The 20131-nt window shown below is 74.1% G+C and carries 15 protein-coding genes; 10 read left to right on the plus strand and 5 right to left on the minus strand.

Annotated features, from left to right (window positions below):
• Positions 1 to 9 precede the first annotated feature (9 nt).
• Together Q7L65_RS23050 and Q7L65_RS23055 are read left to right on the plus strand one after the other, a co-directional pair.
• Positions 10 to 1464: a hypothetical protein gene (locus Q7L65_RS23050; RefSeq protein ID WP_304724893.1), complete on the plus strand. Its 1455-nt coding sequence runs from the start codon at positions 10 to 12 to the stop codon at positions 1462 to 1464.
• 7 nt (positions 1465 to 1471) lie between these two features.
• A complete protein-coding gene (locus Q7L65_RS23055; RefSeq protein ID WP_304724894.1) occupies positions 1472 to 3952 on the plus strand; it encodes a sensor histidine kinase in 2481 nt (826 codons plus the stop codon).
• A 45-nt stretch (positions 3953 to 3997) separates the two neighbouring features.
• Here the strand turns inward: Q7L65_RS23055 and Q7L65_RS23060 are convergent, their stop codons facing one another.
• From Q7L65_RS23060 to Q7L65_RS23080, 5 genes are all read right to left on the minus strand, one after another.
• Positions 3998 to 4669 carry a response regulator transcription factor gene (locus Q7L65_RS23060; RefSeq protein WP_304724895.1) on the minus strand — a complete coding sequence of 224 codons (672 nt, stop codon included), beginning with the start codon at positions 4667 to 4669 and terminating at the stop codon, positions 3998 to 4000.
• A gap of 102 nt (positions 4670 to 4771) precedes the next feature.
• Positions 4772 to 5356, minus strand: coding sequence for an NADPH-dependent FMN reductase (locus Q7L65_RS23065; RefSeq protein ID WP_304724896.1), 585 nt, complete (start codon positions 5354 to 5356; stop codon positions 4772 to 4774).
• Positions 5357 to 5421: 65 nt separating this feature from the next.
• Positions 5422 to 6708, minus strand: coding sequence for a patatin-like phospholipase family protein (locus Q7L65_RS23070; protein WP_304724897.1), 1287 nt, complete (start codon positions 6706 to 6708; stop codon positions 5422 to 5424).
• Positions 6705 to 7988 carry an SDR family oxidoreductase gene (locus tag Q7L65_RS23075; protein WP_304724898.1) on the minus strand — a complete coding sequence of 428 codons (1284 nt, stop codon included), beginning with the start codon at positions 7986 to 7988 and terminating at the stop codon, positions 6705 to 6707. The genes Q7L65_RS23070 and Q7L65_RS23075 overlap by 4 nt, the downstream gene beginning before the upstream one ends.
• A gap of 101 nt (positions 7989 to 8089) precedes the next feature.
• Entirely contained in the window at positions 8090 to 9697 is a 1608-nt protein-coding gene (locus tag Q7L65_RS23080) for a diguanylate cyclase (RefSeq protein ID WP_304724899.1), read from the minus strand.
• 173 nt (positions 9698 to 9870) lie between these two features.
• On the opposite strand from Q7L65_RS23080, the gene Q7L65_RS23085 reads away from it, so the two are divergent.
• The 8 genes from Q7L65_RS23085 to Q7L65_RS23120 all read left to right on the plus strand — a co-directional run bounded on the left by Q7L65_RS23085 (position 9871) and on the right by Q7L65_RS23120 (position 20109).
• Positions 9871 to 11898 carry a glycerophosphodiester phosphodiesterase family protein gene (locus Q7L65_RS23085; RefSeq protein WP_304724900.1) on the plus strand — a complete coding sequence of 676 codons (2028 nt, stop codon included), beginning with the start codon at positions 9871 to 9873 and terminating at the stop codon, positions 11896 to 11898.
• Between the two features lie 80 nt (positions 11899 to 11978).
• Complete coding sequence (locus Q7L65_RS23090; RefSeq protein WP_304724901.1) at positions 11979 to 12401, plus strand: DUF1801 domain-containing protein; 423 nt, start codon at positions 11979 to 11981, stop codon at positions 12399 to 12401.
• A gap of 26 nt (positions 12402 to 12427) precedes the next feature.
• Positions 12428 to 12868 (plus strand): histidine phosphatase family protein, encoded by a 441-nt coding sequence (locus Q7L65_RS23095; protein WP_304724902.1) that lies wholly within the window; start codon positions 12428 to 12430, stop codon positions 12866 to 12868.
• A gap of 90 nt (positions 12869 to 12958) precedes the next feature.
• Positions 12959 to 13813, plus strand: coding sequence for a gamma-glutamyl-gamma-aminobutyrate hydrolase family protein (locus Q7L65_RS23100; protein WP_304724903.1), 855 nt, complete (start codon positions 12959 to 12961; stop codon positions 13811 to 13813).
• Between the two features lie 7 nt (positions 13814 to 13820).
• Positions 13821 to 15599: an N-acetylglutaminylglutamine amidotransferase gene (locus Q7L65_RS23105; protein WP_304724904.1), complete on the plus strand. Its 1779-nt coding sequence runs from the start codon at positions 13821 to 13823 to the stop codon at positions 15597 to 15599.
• Between the two features lie 38 nt (positions 15600 to 15637).
• Complete coding sequence (locus Q7L65_RS23110; protein ID WP_304724905.1) at positions 15638 to 17149, plus strand: circularly permuted type 2 ATP-grasp protein; 1512 nt, start codon at positions 15638 to 15640, stop codon at positions 17147 to 17149.
• The gene (locus Q7L65_RS23115; RefSeq protein ID WP_304724906.1) at positions 17134 to 18270 is read left to right on the plus strand and encodes a YbdK family carboxylate-amine ligase; all 1137 of its coding nucleotides are present in this window, start codon (positions 17134 to 17136) and stop codon (positions 18268 to 18270) included. The genes Q7L65_RS23110 and Q7L65_RS23115 overlap by 16 nt, the downstream gene beginning before the upstream one ends.
• 84 nt (positions 18271 to 18354) lie before the next feature.
• A complete protein-coding gene (locus tag Q7L65_RS23120) occupies positions 18355 to 20109 on the plus strand; it encodes a thiamine pyrophosphate-binding protein (RefSeq protein ID WP_304724907.1) in 1755 nt (584 codons plus the stop codon).
• The last annotated feature ends 22 nt before the right edge of the window (positions 20110 to 20131 follow it).

Below are 20131 nucleotides of genomic sequence, written 5' to 3' on the forward strand. Positions count from 1 at the left end.
CTTGCAGCGATGACACGAATCTCAGCTTTTCGCGTCCCCGCAGGGCTCCTGGTCGTGCTGCTGGCGCTGCTCCTGCTCGCCGGCAGCGCCTCGGCCGGGCAGCTCACGAAAGAGGGCGGCACGTGGGTCTACCGCGCCGCGCCCGGGGAGAACAACGACTTCCGCGTGGTGCTCGACGACCAGCGGGACGGCTACCTGCGCTTCGGCGACGCCTACGACCTCGCCGGCGCGGTGCCGGCCGGCTGCTACCAGCTCGACTGGGAGGAAGCCGACCTGAAGACGCTGCGCTGCCAGATCGCGAACGTGCGCGCCGAGCTCGGCGACAACGACGGCTCCGTGATCGAGTGGGGGATCGTCAGCGAGGACCTGCCGGCCAACCTGCAGATCACGATCGACGGCGGTCCCGGGCCCGACAGACTGACCGGTCCGCTGCGCGGCGCCGCCGTCACGCTGCTGGGCGGCGACGGCAACGACGAGCTGCACGGCTCGCGCCAGGACGACGTCCTCGACGGCGGCCCCGGCAACGACAGAGTCGACGGCTCCGGCGGCAACGACGTCGTGCGCGGCGGCGACGGCGACGACAAGCTCAGCGGCGACGACCTCGACGTCGGCAGCGACACGATCGACGGCGGCCCCGGCTACGACACGATCAGCAGCGACTGGATCCAGAACGACAGAGCCGCCGGGCCGCTCGCCGTCTCGCTCGACGGCGTCGCCAACGACGGCCACGGCAGCGAGCGCGACAACGTCGTCGGGGTCGAGCGGCTGGAGCTGTTCGAGGCGGCGGTCCTGGTCGCCGGCGCCGACGCGGTCTTCTTCAAGCTGCTCAACACCAGCGCGGCGCCGTCGAAGCTCGTCGGCGGGCCGGCCGGCGACACGCTGATCGCCTACGACTCGGCCGACGAGATCGACGGCAGCGGCGGCGACGACACGATCGAGGGCGGCTACGGCGACGACCGCATCACGGGCGGCGCCGGTCGCGACGTGATCAACGCGGACGCCGGCACGAACTCGTGCAGCTTCCTCGTCTGCCGCATCGGCTCCGGCAACGACACCGTCCAGGTGCGCGACGGCGAGCAGGACAGCGTCGTCTGCGGGCCGGGCGCGGACACGGTCGTCGCGGACGCGATCGACACCGTCGCGGCGGACTGCGAGACGGTCGACCGCGGCGTCATCGCACCGCCGCCGGGCAACAGAGACAGAGGCAGAGACAGAGACAGAGGCGGCGCGAGAAAGGCGCCGGCCAGAAGCAGCAGGCGCTGCGTCGTGCCGAAGGTCAGAGCGGGCGCGAAGCTCGCCGCCGTCAAGCAGGCGCTCGCGAAGAAGGGCTGCAAGGCCGCGACGAGAAGGATCCGCTCCGCAAAGGTCCGCAGAGGCCGCGTCGTGAAGCTGTCGCACAAGGCCGGCAAGCGGCTCGCGTACAGGAAGACGATCACGGTGTTCGTGTCACGCGGGCGGCGCTGAGCGGGGCGTGCGCGAGCGCGGCACCGCCCGCCGCGTCGACCGCTCGATCGCGGCGGCGGTGCTCGCCTTCGGCATCGGCGACGTGCTGCTGCACGGCGTGCCGGGGAGCGAGACCGCTGCGCTCGCGTTGTGGACCGCGGCCGGGATCGCCGTCGTCTGGCGGCGCGCCCATCCGGTCGCGTTCTTCGCCTTCGCGCTCGGCGTGCAGGCCTGCTCGATCGGCTTCAAGCTGTCGCCGGGATCCGCGGCGGTCGCACCGCTGTACCTGCCGCTGGCGCTGTTCGGCCTCGGCGCCTACGTGCGCGACGCGCGGCTGGCGGTGCCGGCTGCGCTCGGCGTGGTCGTGCTGATGCTGATGCGCACGGGGCTGGACCTGCTCGGCGCGCTGCCCGAGCGGACGCCCGACGTGGTCGTGCGCGAGCTCGCGATCTTCGTGCCGGCGGCCGTCGGCGGCGCGCTGCTGCGCGACCGCACCGAGGCGCTCGCGCACGCGCGCCGACGCGCCCGCCTCGCCGCCGCGGCCGCGGACGACGGTGGCGCAGTCGAGCTGGCGCTCGGCGCCGAGCGCCGTCGCATCGCCCGCGAGCTGCACGCGGTCGTGACGGGCTGCGTGCGGGCGGTGCTCGACGAGGTCGCGGCCGTGCGCACGATGCTCCGCCGCGCGGGCGGGCCGAGCGGCGCGGCGGGAGCGATCGGGGCGGCCTGGGCCGCGGGGGACGTGTGGGCCGCTTGGACGGGCGGGGCGAGCGGCGCGGCGGGAGCGATCTCCCCCGAGCCGGCCCGCGTCGCGCTGCGCCGCGCGCGCGACGCGAGTCAGCAGGCGATGGCGGAGATGCGGCGGATGCTGATGCTGCTGCGCAGCAGCGAGGCCGTCGCGCGGCCGGACGCGTCGGAGGTACCGGCCTCGCTGCGCGAGCTGACCGATCGCGGCGCCGGGGCGATCGACGTGCGGCGCGCGCACGCGGGGGCGCCGCCGCAGGAGGAGCGGCTGCCGGCGGTCGCGATGCGGGTGCTGGTCGCGCTTGCGGAGCTGCCCGGCTGCACGCGCGTGACGGTCGAGCGCGGCGACGGCTTCGTGCGCGCGAGCGCGCGCATCCGCCTCGGGCTCGGGCGCGGCGCGGTCGAGGCCCTCGCCGAGCGGGCGCGGCTGGCGGGCGGGCGGCTGCGGCGCGGACCGCTGCGCCGCTCGACGCTGACCGTCGTGCTGCCGACGCACTCCGAGCACGCCGCGCGGTTGCGCGCGCCGAGCGCGTGGCTGCGGCTCGCGCCGCGGCTGAGCGCCCAGCTGCTGCCGCTGCTGATGCTGGCGCTGGAGCTGACCGAGGCGCTGCTGGCGGCCGGCAAGCCGGCCGAGTTCTACGGCAGCGCGAGCGTGCCGGTGCGCGTCGTCGGCGCCGTCGCGCTGGCGGCGGCGTTCCTGCCGCGGCGGCGCTGGCCGCTGGCGAGCGTGCTGCTGGTCGTGGCGGTCGCGCTCGTGCGCTGCTCCGTGCTCGACGACGCGTTCGGCCTCAACGCGCCGCTCTACGTCGCCGCGTTCATCGCCGGCGCGTACGTGCGGCTGCCGTGGGCGGCGGCACTCGGCGGCCTCGCCTGCATCGCGGGCGGGATCGCGACGGTGATGTTCCAGTTCGGCTGGAACCTCGAGCTGTACCCGACCGGCGTCCTGCTGTTCTTCGCGACGATGACCGCGGCGGCCTGGGCGACCGGGATCGGCGGCCGGCGGCGCGTCGCCGAGGCACAGGAACTGCGTGCGCTGAGCGCCGCGGAGGAGCAGCGCCAGGCGCGCGCGATCGAGCGCGTCGTGGAGGCGGAGCGGTTGCGCGTCGCGCGCGAGCTGCACGACCTCGTCGGCCACGGCCTCACCTCGATCACGCTCCAGTGCGCGGTGGCGGACCAGTTGCTCGGCGCGCGATCGGCCGTTGCGGGAGACGCGATCGCCGACCCGGGTGCGCGGCCGACTGCGGGTGCCGCGCACGCGCACGCACAAGCCGCTGCGGCGACGGCGATCGCGGCGGTCGAGGAGGTCGGCGAAGAGGTCCTGCGCGAGCTGGACCAGCTGCTCGCCGCGCTCGACGGACGGCGCGAGGCGGCCGCGCCGCAGTTGAGCCGGCTGCCTGAGCTGGCGCGGCGCGCCGAGGCGCACGGCCTCGACGTGCGCCTGAAGCTCGTCGGCGACGTCGCCGCGGTCCCCGCCGGGCACGCCGGTGCCGCCTACCGGATCGTCCAGGAGGCGCTGACGAACGCGCGCAAGCACGGCGGCGCGGTCGCGGTCGCCGTCCGCGTCGCGCACGAGCGCGAGCGGCTGACGATCGAGGTGCGCAACGAGATCGCTCTTGGCAGATCGATCCCGACCGCGCCCGCCACCGGCGCCGGCCTCGGGATCGCCGGCATGCGCGAGCGGGTGCGGCTCTACGACGGCTGGCTCGTCGCGGGGCCCGACGGCGCCGACGCGTGGGCGGTCAGGGCGGAGCTGCCGCTCACCGGCTGAGCGGGGGACGTGGGCACCGACGCCCGCATCGACGCGGACGCCGGCTCAGCCCGGCAGCTCGTTGCTGCCCAGCTCCACGAGCCCGCTCTCGTACGCCGCGACCACGATCTGGGTGCGGTTGCGCAGGCCGAGCTTCGACAGGATCGCGGTCACGTGGGTCTTGACGGTGCCCTCGCCGAGGAACAGCTCGCGCGCGATCTCGGCGTTCGTCATGCCGCGCGCGACGAGGCGCGCGACGTCGACCTCGCGGGGGGTCAGCTCCGCGAGGCGCTCGGTCAGGTCCTCGTCCGGGGTCGGGCGCTGGACGTAGTGCTCGATCAGCTGGCGCGTGACGGCCGGCGACAGCAGCGCGTCGCCGGCCGCGACCGTGCGCACCGCGCCGACGAGCGAGTCGGGCGCGGTGTCCTTCAGCAGGAAGCCGGCGGCGCCCGCGCGCAGCGCCTCGTGGACGTACTCGTCGAGGTGGAAGGTCGTCACCACGAGCACGCGCACGCCCGGCATCCGTCTCTGCAGCCGGCGCGTCGCCTCGATCCCGTCGGTGCCGGGCATGCGGATGTCCATCACCGCGACGTCGGGTCCGGTTCTGATGATCTGCTCGACCGCGTCGGCGCCGTCGCCCGCCTCGCCGACGACGCGGATGCCGGGGTCGGCCTCGAGGATCATCTTCATGCCACCGCGCACGAGCGCCATGTCATCGGCAACGACGACTCGGATCATCGGGCAATCCTGTCGTCTCGCGGGACAACCCGCAATAGACCTTCGATAGAGATCAGGGGCGCGCGATCGACGCTCGCGGAGGGCGCCGATCGCGCGCCGCTCCTACGCGGCGGCCTCGGCGGCCGGCTCGCGCAGCGGCCGCAGCGCCGCCTGCACGCGCAGCAGGTCGTCGAGCATCGCGGTCGCCGACTGCTCCATCGGCGCGTTGCCCTCGAGGCGGCCGTCGTCGTCGATCAGTCTCGCGACGAACGGGATCGAGATCGCGTCGGTGACCGGGACGAGCCGCAGCGCCACGAGCGGGTGCTTGATCGCCGTCGCGGCGCGCAGGCCGGCGGAGACGCCGCCGTAGCTGATCAGCCCGACGGGCTTGTGCTGCCACTCGACGTGGAGGTAGTCGAGCGCGTTCTTCAGCGGCGCGGTGAAGGAGTGGTTGTACTCCGGCATCACGATCGCGAAGGCGTCGGCGGCCGCGACGCGCTCGCTCCACGCGCGCGTGTGGGCGTGCTCGTACTTCTGCAGCCGCGGGTGGTTCGGCTCGTCCATGAACGGCAGCGCGATCTCGGCGAGGTCGGCGACGTCGAGCTCGAAGCCGCCGTGTGCTTCGGCGCGGTCGCGAAACCACTCGGCGACGGGGAGGCCGACGCGGCCGGGGCGAGTCGAGGCGATGATGATCTGGAGTCGAGGCATCCTCTGAGCGTAGTAGCGCTCTCGCGAGCGGCTCGGCCGCGCCGCCGCGCCGCGCGTTGCGGCGCTCAGACCCGCCGCAGCGAGCGGTACTCGTCCAGCGAGGTCGCGTCGCGCTCCTTCGCGACGTCGACCGGCGCGACGTCGAAGTCGTGCGCGCCGTCCGCGCACCAGAAGGCCGGATGTCTGCGCAGCCAGCGCCGCGCGTCGCGGCGCCCGGCGGCGATCAGCGCGTCGACGTAGACGCGGTCGAAGAAGAGGAACGAGAGCAGGTCTCCGCCCGCGTCGGTGCGGCCGCGCAGCAGCCGCCCGAGCAGCAGCAGGTCCGGGTGACGGGCCGCCTTCAGGCCGCCGTAACGGGCCTGGAACGTTCGCATCGCGAGCTGGCCCAGCTCGCGTCTGCGGCGCGGCGTGACCATCGCGTACGCGATCTTGCGGTACGGGCGCCTGCCGCGCGCCTCGCGGTAGGCGCGCGCGGACGGGTTCGTGCCGGCGCGGTGGTCCTCGACGAAGAACGAGTTGATCGCGACGAGCCGCTGCATGTCGGCCGCGACCTGGTCGACGAGCAGGCCGTCGAGCATGTTCGCGATCACGTCGACGAGATGCGGCGGCGGCTCGTCCGGCGCGATCGGCGGCGCGGCGAGCGGCTCGAAGCCGATCACGATCACATGGTCGGCGCCCAGTTCGACGGCCGGCTTGATCGGCGAGTTGAGCCGTGTCGCGCCGTCGGTGTAGTAGCCCTGGGCGCTCGGCGGGTCGTTGATCTCGACGGCGGGGAAGACGAGCGGGATCGCCGCGGAGGCGCGCACGTGCTCGTCGGCGAGGCGCACCGGCACGAACGGCAGCTCGTCGCTTCTGGGCAGCTGGCGCGGCGTCGCCGTCTCGACGAAGCCGACCGGCCGGCCCGTCGTCAGCTGCGTCGCGACGACGCAGACGGCGTCGAGCAGGCCGCCGTCGACGTTGCGGTGCAGCGCGTCCCAGTCCATATGGCGGCCGAGGTAGCGCCGCAGCGGGTGCGGATCCAGCAGCGAGCCGCGCCGCACGCCCGGGATCGAGAGCGCGTCGCCGGCCAGCCGCGCGAGGTTGAACGGCAGCCGCGGCGACAGCAGCGGCGCGATCACGTCGCTGCGCTCCAGCCCGCGCCAGCGCTCGATCGCCAGCTCCACCTGCGCCGCCACCGGCAGGTGCGCGAGCGACCCCAGCAGCGCCGCGTTGATCGCGCCGACGCTGGTGCCGCACAGCAGCGTCACCTCCTCGCCGCGCCGCTCCAGCTCCGGCAGCAGGATCGACAACGCACCGACTTCGTACGCGCCTCGCGCGCCGCCACCCGGCAGCACGAGCGCGATCCGTCTCATGCCTGTGCGCGCACCTGCCCTGCGTGACGGCCGGCAGCGGCGCTCGCGTGCGCGGCGGCGGGAAGCGCGACCGGCATCGCCAGCCGCGGCTGGCGGCGGCGCGCCTGTGCGGCGGCCTCCACGCGCGTCAGCGGCCGGCGGCCCCACTGCGCGGTCACGGCGTAGCGGACGAGTCTGTCGAAGTAGCCCGGCAACTGCGTCACCTGTATCCCTCTCTGCACGAGCGCTTCCTGCGCCCGCGTCGTGTCGTAGCGCGCCCGCAGCGCGAAGTACGGATAGAAGACCTGGCCGCGCTCCAGCCAGCGACGGCGCGCGCCCGTGCTGCGGCGCAGCAGCGCCTGGTGCACGGTGCGCTGGTAGAGCCACGGCTGCAGCGCGAGCGGCCGCCGGCGCTCGAAGGCGGCGGCGGAGAGGTCGATCAGCTCGCCGACGCTGCTCGCCTGCGGCCCGGCCGCGAGGCTGTAGGTGAGGCCGGGCTCGGCGTCGATCCCGCCGCCCGCGAGCGCGTGGATCGCGTCGGCGACGTAGTCGACCGGCACGACGTCGACCGGCGAGGCGCGCCGGGCCGGCATCACCGGCGTCGTCGCGCCGCGCGCGAACGCCTTCAGCGGCGCGTAGATGACGTTGAACGCGGGCGTCCAGCCGGAGTCGCGCTCGCCGACGACGATGCTGGGGCGGAAGACCTGCAGCGGCAGCACGTCGGCGTGCTCGCGCACGAGCTTCTCGGCCTCCCACTTGGTCCGCTCGTAGGTGTTGCGGTGGCCCTGGCCGAGGTCGAGGTCGTCCTCGCCGAAGACGCCGCGGTGGGTGCCGGCGACGTACGCCGTCGAGACGTGCGAGAAGCGCCGCAGCCCGCCGCGCCGCTGCGCCAGCAGCGCCAGGTCGAGCATGTTGCGCGTGCCCTCGACGTTGATCGCGCGCGCCTCCTCCAGCGGCAGCGTGAAGTCGACGGAGGCGGCCGAGTGGACGATCTCGGTGACGCGCTCGGCGAGCTGCTCGCGCCGCGCGTCGGTCAGGCCGAGCCCGGGCGATGCGACGTCGCCGCGGACCGCGACGAGGCGGTCGTCGTAGCGCTCGGCGTCGGGCAGCACCTCGTGCGCCGCGGCGCGCAGCCGGGCCGCCGCCGAGGCGTCGTCGTCCGCGCGCACGAGCGCGTAGACGGTGCGCTCGCCGCGTTCCAGGTAGCGCGCCAGCAGCTCCATCCCGAGGAAGCCGGTCGCTCCCGTGAGGAGGACGGGTCCGTCGGCGAGGCCGTGGTCGGAAGGCTGCGCAGCGAGCATGTCAAGCAGGTTGCCGGTCTTTCGCCGCACCCGGTATCGCCAGGGGGACGAAACCTCGCTGGCCGCCTTGGCCGCTGGTCGAAGAAGCTGTGTGACGGCGGTTACAGAACCGGCACGTCGGGCTCGTCGAGCGTGCTCGAGACGCGCGGGCCGGGCAGCGGCGCCTCCGCCACCTCGACGCGGTCGCGGCCGGCGCGCTTGGCCGCGTACAGCGCGCGGTCGGCGACCTGCATCAGCGCCTCCGCGTCGCTCGCGTGCAGGCCCAGGACCGCGACGCCGAAGGAGGCCGTCAGCGAGTGGTCGTCGAGGTCCAGGTCGACCGCCGCGATCGCGCCGCGCAGCTGCTCGGCGACCGCCATCGCGCCCTGCAGCGGCGTGTCGGGCAGCAGCACCGCGAACTCCTCGCCGCCGGTGCGCGCCGCGAGGTCGCTCTCGCGCAGCTCGCCGGTCAGCGCTCGGCCGACGGCGACGAGCGCGCGGTCGCCGGCGTCGTGGCCCCAGGTGTCGTTGAGGACCTTGAAGCGGTCGATGTCGAGCAGCACGAGCGACAGCGGGCGATGGCTGCGGTTGGCCTGCGCCTGCATCCGCTGCAGCGCGTCCTGCAGCGCCCAGCGGTTGGGCAGCTGCGTCAGCGCGTCGGTCGTCGCGCGCGACTGCGCGAGCGCGAGCGTGCGCAGGCCGGCGAGGATCGGCGCGGCCTGCAGGATGCTGTCGCTGACGACGCGCCGGTCGCGCGCGGCGCGGCCGTTGGGATCCTCGACCAGCACCGAGCCGATGATCCCGTCGCCGACCAGCAGCGGCCTGCAGCTGGCCGGGCCGCTGCCGCCGCACACGCCGCACGCGACGAGCGGTTCCTCGTCGCCCTGGCTGTGGGCGGCGCCGCGGCGGATCGCGAGGCAGTCACGCGGCCTCGCGTCGGCGATCCCGGCCGCCAGCGGCGTGCCGGCGTGCGGCGGCGTGCCCGCGCGCAGGCGGTCGTCGCCGGGGGTGCGGCGCAGCACGGTCACGACGGCCTCGTCTCCGAGCTGGCGTTCGAGGTGGCGCTTCAGCAGCTCGTCGGCCTCGCCCTCGTCGCCGGCCGACTGCATCGCGGCGGCGAACTCGGCCTGGGCGCGGTTGTAGCGGCGCTCGCGCAGCGTCCCGCGGCGCAGCACCACCAACGCGATCGCGCCGACCAGCATGCTGACCGCGACTATCAGCGCGACGGCGCGGCGCAGCAGCGAGTTGGCGTCGCGCTCGCGCTCGCGCTCCAGCAGCTCCTGGTAGTGCGACAGCTCGGCGCGGAACGTGTCGATCGGGGCCTCGCGCGTCTTGAGGTCGTCTCTGAATCTGGTGTCGTCGAGCGTGAGTCTGCGGACGTCCTCGGCGGCGAGGCTCTGCCACGCGCCGGCTGCGCTGCGCAGCCGCAGCAGCGCCGCGCGCGTCTCCTCGCTGCGCGCTCTCCGCAGCTCCTGCACCATCAGCGCGTCGAAGCGCTGCTTCGCCTCGCGGTACGGGTCGAGGTCCTCGTCCTCGAACGTGCTGAGGAAGCCGCGCACGCCGATCTCCTGGTCCAGCATCGCGGTCTCCAGCCGCTGCGACGCGTCGATGCGGTCGAACTGCTCGTCGGTGTCATGCCTGAGCGACCCGAACACGAGCAGCAGCGTGACCAGCCAGCCGATCAGCAATGCGGCGAACAGGAACGAGGGAAGCAGCCGTCTGAAGGACATTCCCCCACAGCATCGGCGAATCAGCGACACGCTTGAGCAATGTGGCGTACCGGTCGCTTCGAAACGTCGCCGGTGCCCGCGCTGACTGCGTCACCGCCGCTTCACATCCATGGCCTCGAGCGCGGGTTAGCTTGCGCGCGCCGTTCCCTCTCGACTCCCGACAAAGGAGCCACATGTCGTCCCTCCTGCTGCGCGCGTTCGCGGGCGCCGCCGTGCTCGCTGCCATGTCGCCGGCCGCGTCGCTCGCGGCCTCGCCACGTCCGTCGTTCGACCTCGAAGCCCATCGCGGCGGAATCGGGCTGCGATCCGAGAACACGCTCGCGAGCTTCGGCAACGCGATCAGGCTCGGCGTCACGACGCTCGAGCTCGACATCCAGATCACCGAGGACGGCGTCGCGGTCGTCTCGCACGACCGCAGGGTGACCGGCGCGAAGTGCGTCGACACCGCGCCCGCGACGCCGGGCGATCCCGAGTACCCGTACGTCGGCGACTGGGTCAAGGACCTGACGCTGGCGCAGGTCGAGACGCTCGACTGCGGATCCAGAAGACTCGCCGACTTCCCCACCCAGGAGAACGTCCCGGGCGTGAAGATCCCGACGCTGCGTCAGGTCTTCGACCTCGTCAACCGCTACGGCGCACCGGTCAGGCTGAACGTCGAGACGAAGTACGAGGCGGGCACGACCGAGACGCAGCCGCTGGAGCTGTTCGTGCAGGCGCTCGCGCGGGAGACGCGCCGCGCCGGGCTGCTCGGCCGCGTCACGCACCAGAGCTTCGCGTGGGCGGCGCTGAGACGGATGCGCCAGGTCGAGCCGCGGATCCCGATCGTCGCGCTGATGGAGCCGTACAGACGGCTCGACGGTTCGCTCAGAGCCAACTACAGAACGTGGCTCGACCTCGACCCGGCCGGCTACGGCGGCGACCTCGTGCGCGCGGCCGCGTCGTTCAGACCGAACGCGATCTCGCCGGTGCACGCCTATCAGCAGAACGGCAGCGTCAGCGATCCCGACTACACGCCGTTCGTCACGAGAGCGAGCGTCAGCGAGGCGCATCGGCTCGGGATGGACGTGATCCCGTGGACGGTCGACGACCCCGCGACGATGGGCAAGCTGATCGACGACGGCGCCGACGGCATGATCACCGACTACCCGGATCGTCTGCGCGCCGTGCTGAGAGCGCGCCGCTACAAGCTGCCGGCCGGCACGCCGTCGCCCTTCGACGTGCAGGCCCATCGCGGTGGGCGCGCCTACAACCCGGAGAACACGCTCGCGGCGTTCGGCTGGGCGCTGGACCAGCCGGACGTCTCGACGCTGGAGCTGGACACGGTCGTCACGCGCGACGACCAGCTCGTCGTCGCGCACGACCTCGTCGTCAACGGCGCGCTCTGCGCCGACACCGCCCCGGTGCGTGCGGGCGACCGCCAGTTCCCCTATGTCGGCAGACCGTTCCGCGAGCTGACGCTGGCGCAGGTCAGAACGCTCGACTGCGGCAAGGCGGGCGGCGGCTTCCCGACGCAGCAGCCCGCGCCGGGCGAGCGCGTCCCGACGCTGCGCCAGGTGCTCGCGCTGGTGAACGGGAGCGACCGCGACGACGTGCGCTTGAACGTCGAGACGAAGCTCTCGCCGCTGGTGCCGTTCCAGGGCACGACGCCGGAGGCGCACGCGAAGCTGGTCGTCAACGAGCTGAAGCGCGCGGGCCTGACCAAGCGCGCGACGCTGCAGTCGTTCGATTGGCGCACGCTGCTGGTCGCTCGCAGACTCGACCGCAGGCTGCAGACGGTCGCGCTCGTCTGGCAGTACGGCCCGGCCGAGTGCGTGACGCTGGCGGACGAGTGCTCGCTGCAGGCGCTCTACGGCGATCCGTCGGTCAAGAGCCCGTGGACCGGCGGGCTCGACTGGTGGCGCGACCAGGATCTCGGCAAGCTCGTGCGGCGCGCCGGCGCCTCCGTCGTCTCCGCCAACTGGCAGGTCCACGACCCGGACCAGGTCGCGGCGCCGAACGACGACTGGTACCTGCGCACCGACCCGTCGTACTTCCACGGGCCGGACGTCGCGGGGCTGCACAGACAGGGCCTGAAGGCGATCCCGTACACGCTCGACGACCCGGCCACGATCCAGCGCGCGATCGACCTCGGCGTCGACGGCGTGATCAGCGACGACCCGCTGACGCTGATCGCGGTCGCGAAGCAGAACGGGCTGCGGTAGCCGCGTTCGCCGCGCGGCGCCGCTGACGTGGCGCCGCGCGCCGCCTGCTCCCGGCGCCGGATCTCTAGGATCCGGCGCCGATGCACGGGCCTGCCGAGACCGTCGAGCAGTTCCTCGCGGTGCTGCCGCCGCAGCGGCGCACGGCGGCGGTCGCCCTGCGGGCGACGATCCTCGCGACGCTGCCGGCCGGCTTCCAGGAGCGGCTGCAGTACGGGATGCTCTCCTACGGCGTGCCGTGGGAGAGCGGCGTCGGCATGCTCGCGCTCGTCTCGGTCGCGAACCATGGGCCGTACATGGCTTTCTACTTCAACTGCGTCGAGTCCGGCGGGGAGGAGGCGCTCTACGCGCGCTGGCGCGCGAGCGGGACGCCGTGCGAGACCGGCAGCCGCGCGGTCCGCTTCGGTTCGCTGGACGAGCTGGCGCTCGACGTCGTCGCGGAGTTCGTCGGCGGCGCCTCGGCGAGCGAGCTCAAAGCGTCCTACACGCGCACGCTGGACCGCTGAGCCTGGATCCAGGCTAAGGTCGTCGCATGATCTGGCTGCTGCGCCACGGCGACGCGTACGACCCGGAGCCGGGGCAGTCCGACGCGGAGCGGCCGCTGACGCAGAAGGGCGAGCGGCAGGCGCGCGCTGCCGGGCTGGCGCTCGCGAAGCTCGGCGTCAGCATCGACACGTGCCTTGCGAGTCCGCGCGTGCGCGCACGCGACACCGCGCTGCTGGCGTGCGAGGCGCTCGGCGTGGCGCCGCGGATCGAGCCGGCGCTGGCCGGCGGCCGCTTCGACGCGGAGGCGCTTGCGGCCGGCCACGGCGAGCACGTGCTGCTGGTCGGTCACGAGCCGGACTTCTCGCGCGCCGTGCACGAGCTGACGGGCGCCCAGGCGCAGATGAAGAAGGGAGGGCTCGCCGGCTGCGAGCCCGGCCTCCTGCACGTCCTGCTGCGCCCGGCGGAGCTGCGCGCGATCGCCGGCTGAGCCGTCCTTGGCCGCCAGTCCAGGGCGCCGCGCGGCATCTTTGTCCTTAGGTCCAGCGGTTATGGGGTAGGGCTTGGGCATCGTTGGGCAATGCTCCGGACACGCGGGATCCTCGACCTGATGCCTGTCAGTCCCATTGACGGCGCGCGCTCCCGCGGGCGCGAGCGGCCGCTGATCGCGGTCACGACCTCGGAGATGCGCGACCCGCCCGAGCACCTGACGAAGGACCAGGCGGATCCGCCGCGGCGCGAGATGGCACTCGGGTTGCGCTACCTGGAGGCGATCGAGTCGAGCGGCGGCGTGCCGGTCGTCGCGCCGCCGATGGGGCTGGTCGCGGCCGAGGCGCTGCTGGACGCCGTCGACGGGCTCTGCCTCTCCGGCGGCCCCGACATCCATCCGAGCGCCTACGGCCAGGAGCCGCATCCGGAGCTGGGACCGACCGAGCGCGAGCTGGACGCCTTCGAGCTGGCGCTCGTGCGCGCGGCCGACGCGCGCAGCCTGCCGGTGCTGGCCGTCTGCCGCGGCGCGCAGCTCGTCAACGTCGCGCGCGGCGGCACGCTGATCCAGCATCTGCCGGACGTCGTCGGCGACCAGATCGAGCACCGTCAGAGAGAGCGCGCGGAGAACCTCACGCACGCGATGAGGCTCGAGCCGGGCTCGCTGCTGTCGGAGATCGCCGGCTGGCACGACGGCGCCGTCAACTCGTTCCACCACCAGGCGGTCGACGAGCTGGGGTACGGGCTGACGGCCACCGGCTGGGCGCCGGACGGCACGATCGAGGCGTTCGAGGCACCCGACCGGCCGTTCCTGATCGGCGTGCAGTGGCATGCCGAGTGCCTGATCGGCTGGCCCGAGCACGTCCGCCTGTTCCAGGCGTTCGTCGCCGCCTGCCGCGTCGGCGGCGGGGACCCGCGCGCCCGCGCCACTGAGCCAGTGGGCGGGTGAGCGGCCGATGTGCGGCATCGCCGGCGAGATCGCGTTCACGCGCGCCGCAGACGTCTGTGCGGTGCAGCGGATGGCGGACACGATGGCGCGCCGCGGACCGGACGGGCACGGCGCCTGGGCCTCCGGCGGCGTCGCGCTCGCGCACCGGCGGCTGAAGATCATCGACCTGTCCGAGCGCGCCGCGCAGCCGATGGTCGACTCCGACCTCGGCCTGACGATCGTCTTCAACGGCTGCATCTACAACTACAGAGCGCTGCGCGACGAGCTGGAGGCGGAGGGCTTCCGCTTCTTCTCGACGAGCGACTCGGAGGTGATCGCGAAGGCGTACCGCTGCTGGGGCGTGCGCTGCGTCGAGCGCTTCGCCGGCATGTTCGCGTTCGCGATCGCCGAGCGCGACAGCGGCAGAGTCGTGCTCGCGCGCGACCGCCTCGGGATCAAGCCGCTGTACCTGTCCGAGCAGGAGGGCGCGCTGCGCTTCGCCTCGACGCTGCCGGCGCTGCTGGCCGGCGGTGACGTCGACACGCGCCTGGACCCGGTCGCGCTGCATCACTACTTCTCCTGGCACGCGGTCGTCCCGGCGCCTCACACCATCTTGCGGGGTGTCAGGAAGCTCCCACCCGCTACGGTCATGACGATCGAGCCCGACGGCACCCGCACGCAGACGACCTACTGGGACCCGCCCTACGAGCGCCGGCCCGAGCACGACGGGATGAGCGAGCGCGACTGGAGCGACGCGGTGCTGGAAGCGCTGCGCGTCGCGGTGCAGCGGCGGATGGTCGCCGACGTGCCCGTCGGCGTGCTGCTGTCCGGCGGCCTCGACTCGTCGCTGATCGTCGCGCTGCTGGCCGAGGCCGGGCAGCGCGACCTGCAGACGTTCAGCATCGGCTTCGAGCACGGGCCCGAGGTCGAGGGCGACGAGTTCAGATGGTCCGACATGGTCGCGCAGCGATACGGCACCGACCACAAACGCTGGCGCGTCTCCGGCGACGAGGTCCTCGGCGCGCTCGACGACGCGATCCTCGCGATGAGCGAGCCGATGACCTCGCACGACGCGATCGCCTTCTACCTGCTGTCGCAGGAGGTCTCGGGCGCCGGCTGCAAGGTCGTGCAGAGCGGTCAGGGCGCCGACGAGGTCTTCGCCGGCTACTCGTGGTACCCGCCGCTGCTGGGCGCCCCCGGCCTCGGCGACGACGCCTACGCGGCCGAGTTCATCGACCGCGACCCGGCCGAGATGGCCGACCTGCTGCACCCCAGACGGCTGCCGCCGGTCGACGTCAGCCGCCGCTTCGTGGGCGAGCACTTCGCGCGCGCCGGGGCCGACGACCCGCTCGACCGCGCGCTGCGGCTGGACACGCAGATCATGCTCGTCGACGATCCGGTCAAGCGCGTCGACAACATGACGATGGCGTGGGGGCTGGAGGCGCGCACGCCGTTCCTCGACCACGAGCTGGTCGAGCTGGCCGCCGCCTGCCCGCCGGAGCTGAAGCTCGCGCACGGCGGCAAGGGCGTGCTGAAGACGGCCGCGCGCACGCTCCTCAGCGAGACCGTGATCGACCGCCCGAAGGGCTACTTCCCGGTGCCGGCGATCTCGCATCTGGAGGGCGAGCCGCTGGAGCGCGTGCGGGCCGCGCTGACCTCGCACGCCGCGCGCGACCGCGGCCTCTACAAGCCGGCGCACGTCGAGGCGCTGCTGGCCGACCCGGTCGGCGCGCGCACCGGCATCGGCAGCTCGAAGCTGTGGCAGGTCGGTCTGCTGGAGCTGTGGCTGCAAGGGCATGGGATCTGACGCGATGGCCTCGCCGACCAGGATCGGGAGCTGACGCGATGGCTGTGGTGGATGCGATCGACGACGAGCCGCACGGCGCGATGGACGGCTACGACGAGGCGTACGCCGCGCCGGGCGCCCCGCGCGCGCCGTACGAGCAGCTGCTGGGCGCGCTCGGCGAGGTCGACCTGTCCGCGCTGCGCATGCGCGTGTGGGAGCGGATGGCGGAGATCGGCGCGACCTTCGGCACGCAGCCGTTCGGCGTCGACCCGGTGCCGCGGATCCTCGCCGCAAGCGAGTGGGCGACCCTGTCGGCCGGCCTGTCGCAGCGCGTGCGCGCGCTCAACGCGTTCGTGCGCGACGCCTACGGCGACCGCCGCATCGTCGCCGCCGGCGTGATGCCGCAGCAGGTGATCGAGCAGGCCGACGGCTACGAGCCGGACCTGCGCGGCCGGCTGCCCGACGGCGCCGTCCCGATCGGCGTCGCCGGCCTCGACGTCGTGCGCGACACCTGCGGCACGCTGCTGGTGCTGGAGGACAACCTGCGGATGCCGTCCGGCTTCACCTACGCGGTCGCCGCGCAGGAGGTCGTCGCCGAGTCGCTGCCGATCGCCGGCGCTGCCCGCCACGACCTCGCCGACGGCGTCCCGCCGGCGCTGGCGGCGACGCTGCGCGATGCCGCCCCGCAGCGGCGCGGTCGCTCCGGCTCCGGCTCCGCGGCGGCTCGCTCGGCGGCGGCCCGATCGATCGCGTCCGGCTCAGCGCCCGCCGGGAGCGCTCGCCGCGGCAGCTCCAGCGACCCCTGCATCGTGCTGCTCAGCGAGGGCAGCTCCGGGTCGACCTGGTACGAGCACACGACCGCCGCGCGCTGGCTGGGGATCCCCGCCGTCACGCTCGGCGACCTGCGTCGCCACGGCCCCGACGTCGTCGCGACGCTCGCCGACGGCAGCACCCGCCGCGTCGACGTGATCTACCGCCGTTCCGACGAGGAGCGGCTGCGCGGCGACGACGGTCGGCCGACGGCAGTCGCGCAACTGCTGCTGGAGCCGTGGCTGACCGGCCGCGTCGCCGTCGTCAACGCGTTCGGCACCGGCGTCGCCGACGACAAGCTCGCGCACGCCTACGTCGAGGCGATGATCCGCTTCTACCTGCGCGAGGAGCCGCTGCTGGGGTCGGTGCCGACGCTCGACCTGTCCGAGCCCGACGTCGCCGCGCGCGTGCTCGCCGACCCGCGCTCCTACGTCGTCAAGCCGCGCAGCGGCGAGGGCGGGCGCGGCGTCGTCGTCTGCGCGCACGCGGACGCCGCCGACGTGCGCCGGATCGTCGCGGAGGTGCGCGCCGCGCCGGAGCGCTGGATCGCGCAGGAGACCGTCGCGCTGTCGCACCATCCGACCGTCGTCGACGGCCGCCTCGCGCCGCGTCACATCGACCTGCGGCCGTTCGTCTTCGCCACCCGCAGCGGGGAGACGGTGGTCCCCGGCGGGCTGACGCGCGTCGCCTGGGAGGCCGGCGCGCTCGTCGTCAACTCGTCGCAGCAAGGGGGCGCGAAGGACACATGGGTGCTCAGATAGAGGACGTCGGCGCACTCCCGGACTGGGCCGAATGGAACCCCTCCGCGAGCTACACGCTCGGGGTCGAGGAGGAGGTGATGCTGCTCGACCCGTGGCGCTGGTCGCTGGCGCAGCGGATCGAGGACGCGCTCGACGGGCTGCCGCAGTCGCTCGGCGGCTTCATCAGCGCGGAGACGCATCAGGCCGCGATCGAGCTGGCGACCGAGCCGCATCACACCGTCGCCGCCGCGGCGTCGCAGCTGATCGACCTGCGCGGCCAGCTGACCGACGGCCTCGCGCCGCTCGGCATGGCCGCCGCCGCGGCCGGCACGCACCCGACCGCGACGTGGAAGGAGACCGAGGTCTCGCCCGCCGGTCGCCATCAGCTGATCCACCGCACGATGCGCGAGCTGGCACGGCGCGAGCCGACCTTCGCGCTGCACGTGCACGTCGGCGTCGCGGAGGCGGCGAGCGCGACGCGGCTGCTGAACCAGATGCGCGCCCACCTGCCGCTGCTGCTGGCGCTGTCGGGCAACTCGCCGTTCTGGCAGGGGCGCGACGCCGGCATCTGCTCCGCTCGCACGGTCGTCTTCCAGTCGTTCCCGCGGACCGGGATCCCGCGCGCGTTCGACAGCTACCTCGACTGGGTCGGCGCGCTCGACCGGCTGATCAGCGCGGGCGCGATCCCGGAGCCGACGTTCCTGTGGTGGGACCTGCGCCTGCAGCCGCATCTCGGCACGCTGGAGATCCGCATCATGGACGCGCAGACGGAGGTCGCCGACACGGCCGCGCTCGTCGCGCTCGTGCAGTCGGTCGCGCGGCTGGAGCTGGAGGAGGGCTATGCCGCGCTGGAGCTGGTGGGCGCGCCGGAGGTGCTGGCCGAGAACCGCTTCCTGGCGCTGCGCGACGGGATCGAGGCCTCCTTCGTGGACCCGGTCGCCGCTGCGCTGGTGCCCGCGCGCGAGCAGCTCGACCAGCTGCTCGACGCCGCCCGCCCGCACGCCGACGAGCTCGGCTGCCGTGACGAGCTGGACGACGTCGCCCGCCTCGCCGACGCGACCGGCGCCGCCCGCCAGCGCGACCTCGCCGACCGCGCCCGCAACCTGCAGGAGGTCGTGCGCGGGCTGGTGGAGGTCTTCTGAGCTGACGCGGCCCCGCGTGCGCGTCGCGGCGGCCGTGGCGCGAGGGCTGACCAGCCGGCACGCGCGCTCGCGTACGATGCGCGCGTGAGCGGAGCGAGCAGGCAGGGGGAGAGCGTCGCCGACGCGGTCGGCCGAGCGCTTGCGGCGGCCGGTGCCGAGGTCGTCTTCGGCGTGCTCGGCAGCGGCAACCTCGTCGTCACGAATGCGCTCGTCGCCGGCGGGGCGCGGTTCGTCGCGGCGCGCCACGAGGCCGGCGCGGTCTGCATGGCGGACGGCTGGGCGCGCGTCAGCGGTGGCGTCGGCGTCGCGAGCGTCCACCAGGGACCGGGGCTGACGAACGCGATCACGGGGATCGCGGAGGCGGTCAAGAGCCACACGCCGCTGCTCGTGCTCGCCGCCGACACCCCCGCCGCCGCGATCCACTCGAACTTCCGCATCGACCAGCACGGCCTCGTCGAATCGGTCGGCGCCGCCGCCGAGCGGATCCACTCCCCCGCGAGCGCCGTCGAGGACGCGCTGCGCGCCTGGCGCCGCGCCGAGCTGGAGCGCCGCCCGCTCGTCCTGATGCTCCCGCTCGACGTGCAGGCGTCGCAGGCGCCGGCGCAGAGCGCAGGTCTGGTGTCGTCAGACGACACCAAACCGGTCGTCGTGCCAGCGCCGGCCGCTTCGGCGGTGGCGCAGGCGGCCGGGCAGCTCGCGGCGGCGCGACGGCCGGTGATCGTCGCGGGGCGTGGGGCGGTGCTGGCCGATGCGCGCGCGGCGCTGGAGGCGCTCGCCGCCCGCTGCGGTGCGCTGCTGGCGACCTCCGCGCCCGCCAACGGCCTCTTCGACGGCGCCGCGTTCGCGCTCGGGATCGCCGGCGGCTTCGCGACCCCGCTCGCATTGGAGCTGCTGCCGCAGGCCGACCTCGTGCTGGCGTTCGGCGCGACGCTGAACCAGTGGACGACGCGCCACGGCACGCTGTTCGGGGACGCCCAGGTGATCCAGATCGACGTCGACCCGACGGTCCTCGGCGCGCACGGCCCGCGTGCCGCGACGATCGTCGGCGACGCCGCCGCAACGGCCGAGGCGATCCTGAACGCCCTCCCGCCTGGCGATGCGCCGGGCTGGCGGTCGCCGGACCTGGCCGCCGAGATCGTCACCCGCCGCTGGTCCGACGAGCCGCTGGAAGCCGCCGCCGCACCCCGCGCCGACGGAGGACCGAAGGATCACCACCGCTCTGCCGCAGCAGACCTTCGCGCCTCCCTCCCGCCCGGGACCGAGCGCACGACGGTGGATCCCCGCGCCCTCACCATCGCGCTCGACCGGATCCTCCCCGCCGACCGGCTCGTCGCCGTCGACTCCGGCCACTTCCTCGGCTGGCCGGCGATGTACCTGCCGGTGCGGGATGCGCGCGCGTGGGTCTTCCCGAACGGGTTCCAGGCGGTCGGGCTCGGGCTCGGCAACGCGATCGGTGCGGCGGTCGCGGAGCCGGAGCGGATCACGGTCGCCGCGCTCGGCGACGGCGGCGCGTTCATGGCGTTGCCGGAGTTGGAGACCGCGGTGCGTCTCGGCCTCGAGCTGCTCGTGCTGATCTACGACGACGCCGCGTACGGCGCCGAGGTCCACCACTTCGCGCCCGCCGGCCATGACGTGACCGGCGCGCGGTTCCCCGACGCCGACCTCGCCGCGCTCGGCCGCGCGGCCGGCGCCGAGGCCGTCACGGTCCGTTCGACAGACGACCTGCAGGCCGTCGAGACGTGGGTCGCCGCCGGTGCGGGCGGTCCGCTCGTCGTCGACGCGAAGGTCGATCCCAGCATCTGCGCCGCATGGCTCGAGGACGCCTTCCGCGGTGGTTGACCCCGTACACCCGAGGAGAGAG

The organism is Conexibacter sp. CPCC 206217, from assembly GCF_030646165.1.
Lineage (GTDB): Bacteria > Actinomycetota > Thermoleophilia > Solirubrobacterales > Solirubrobacteraceae > Conexibacter.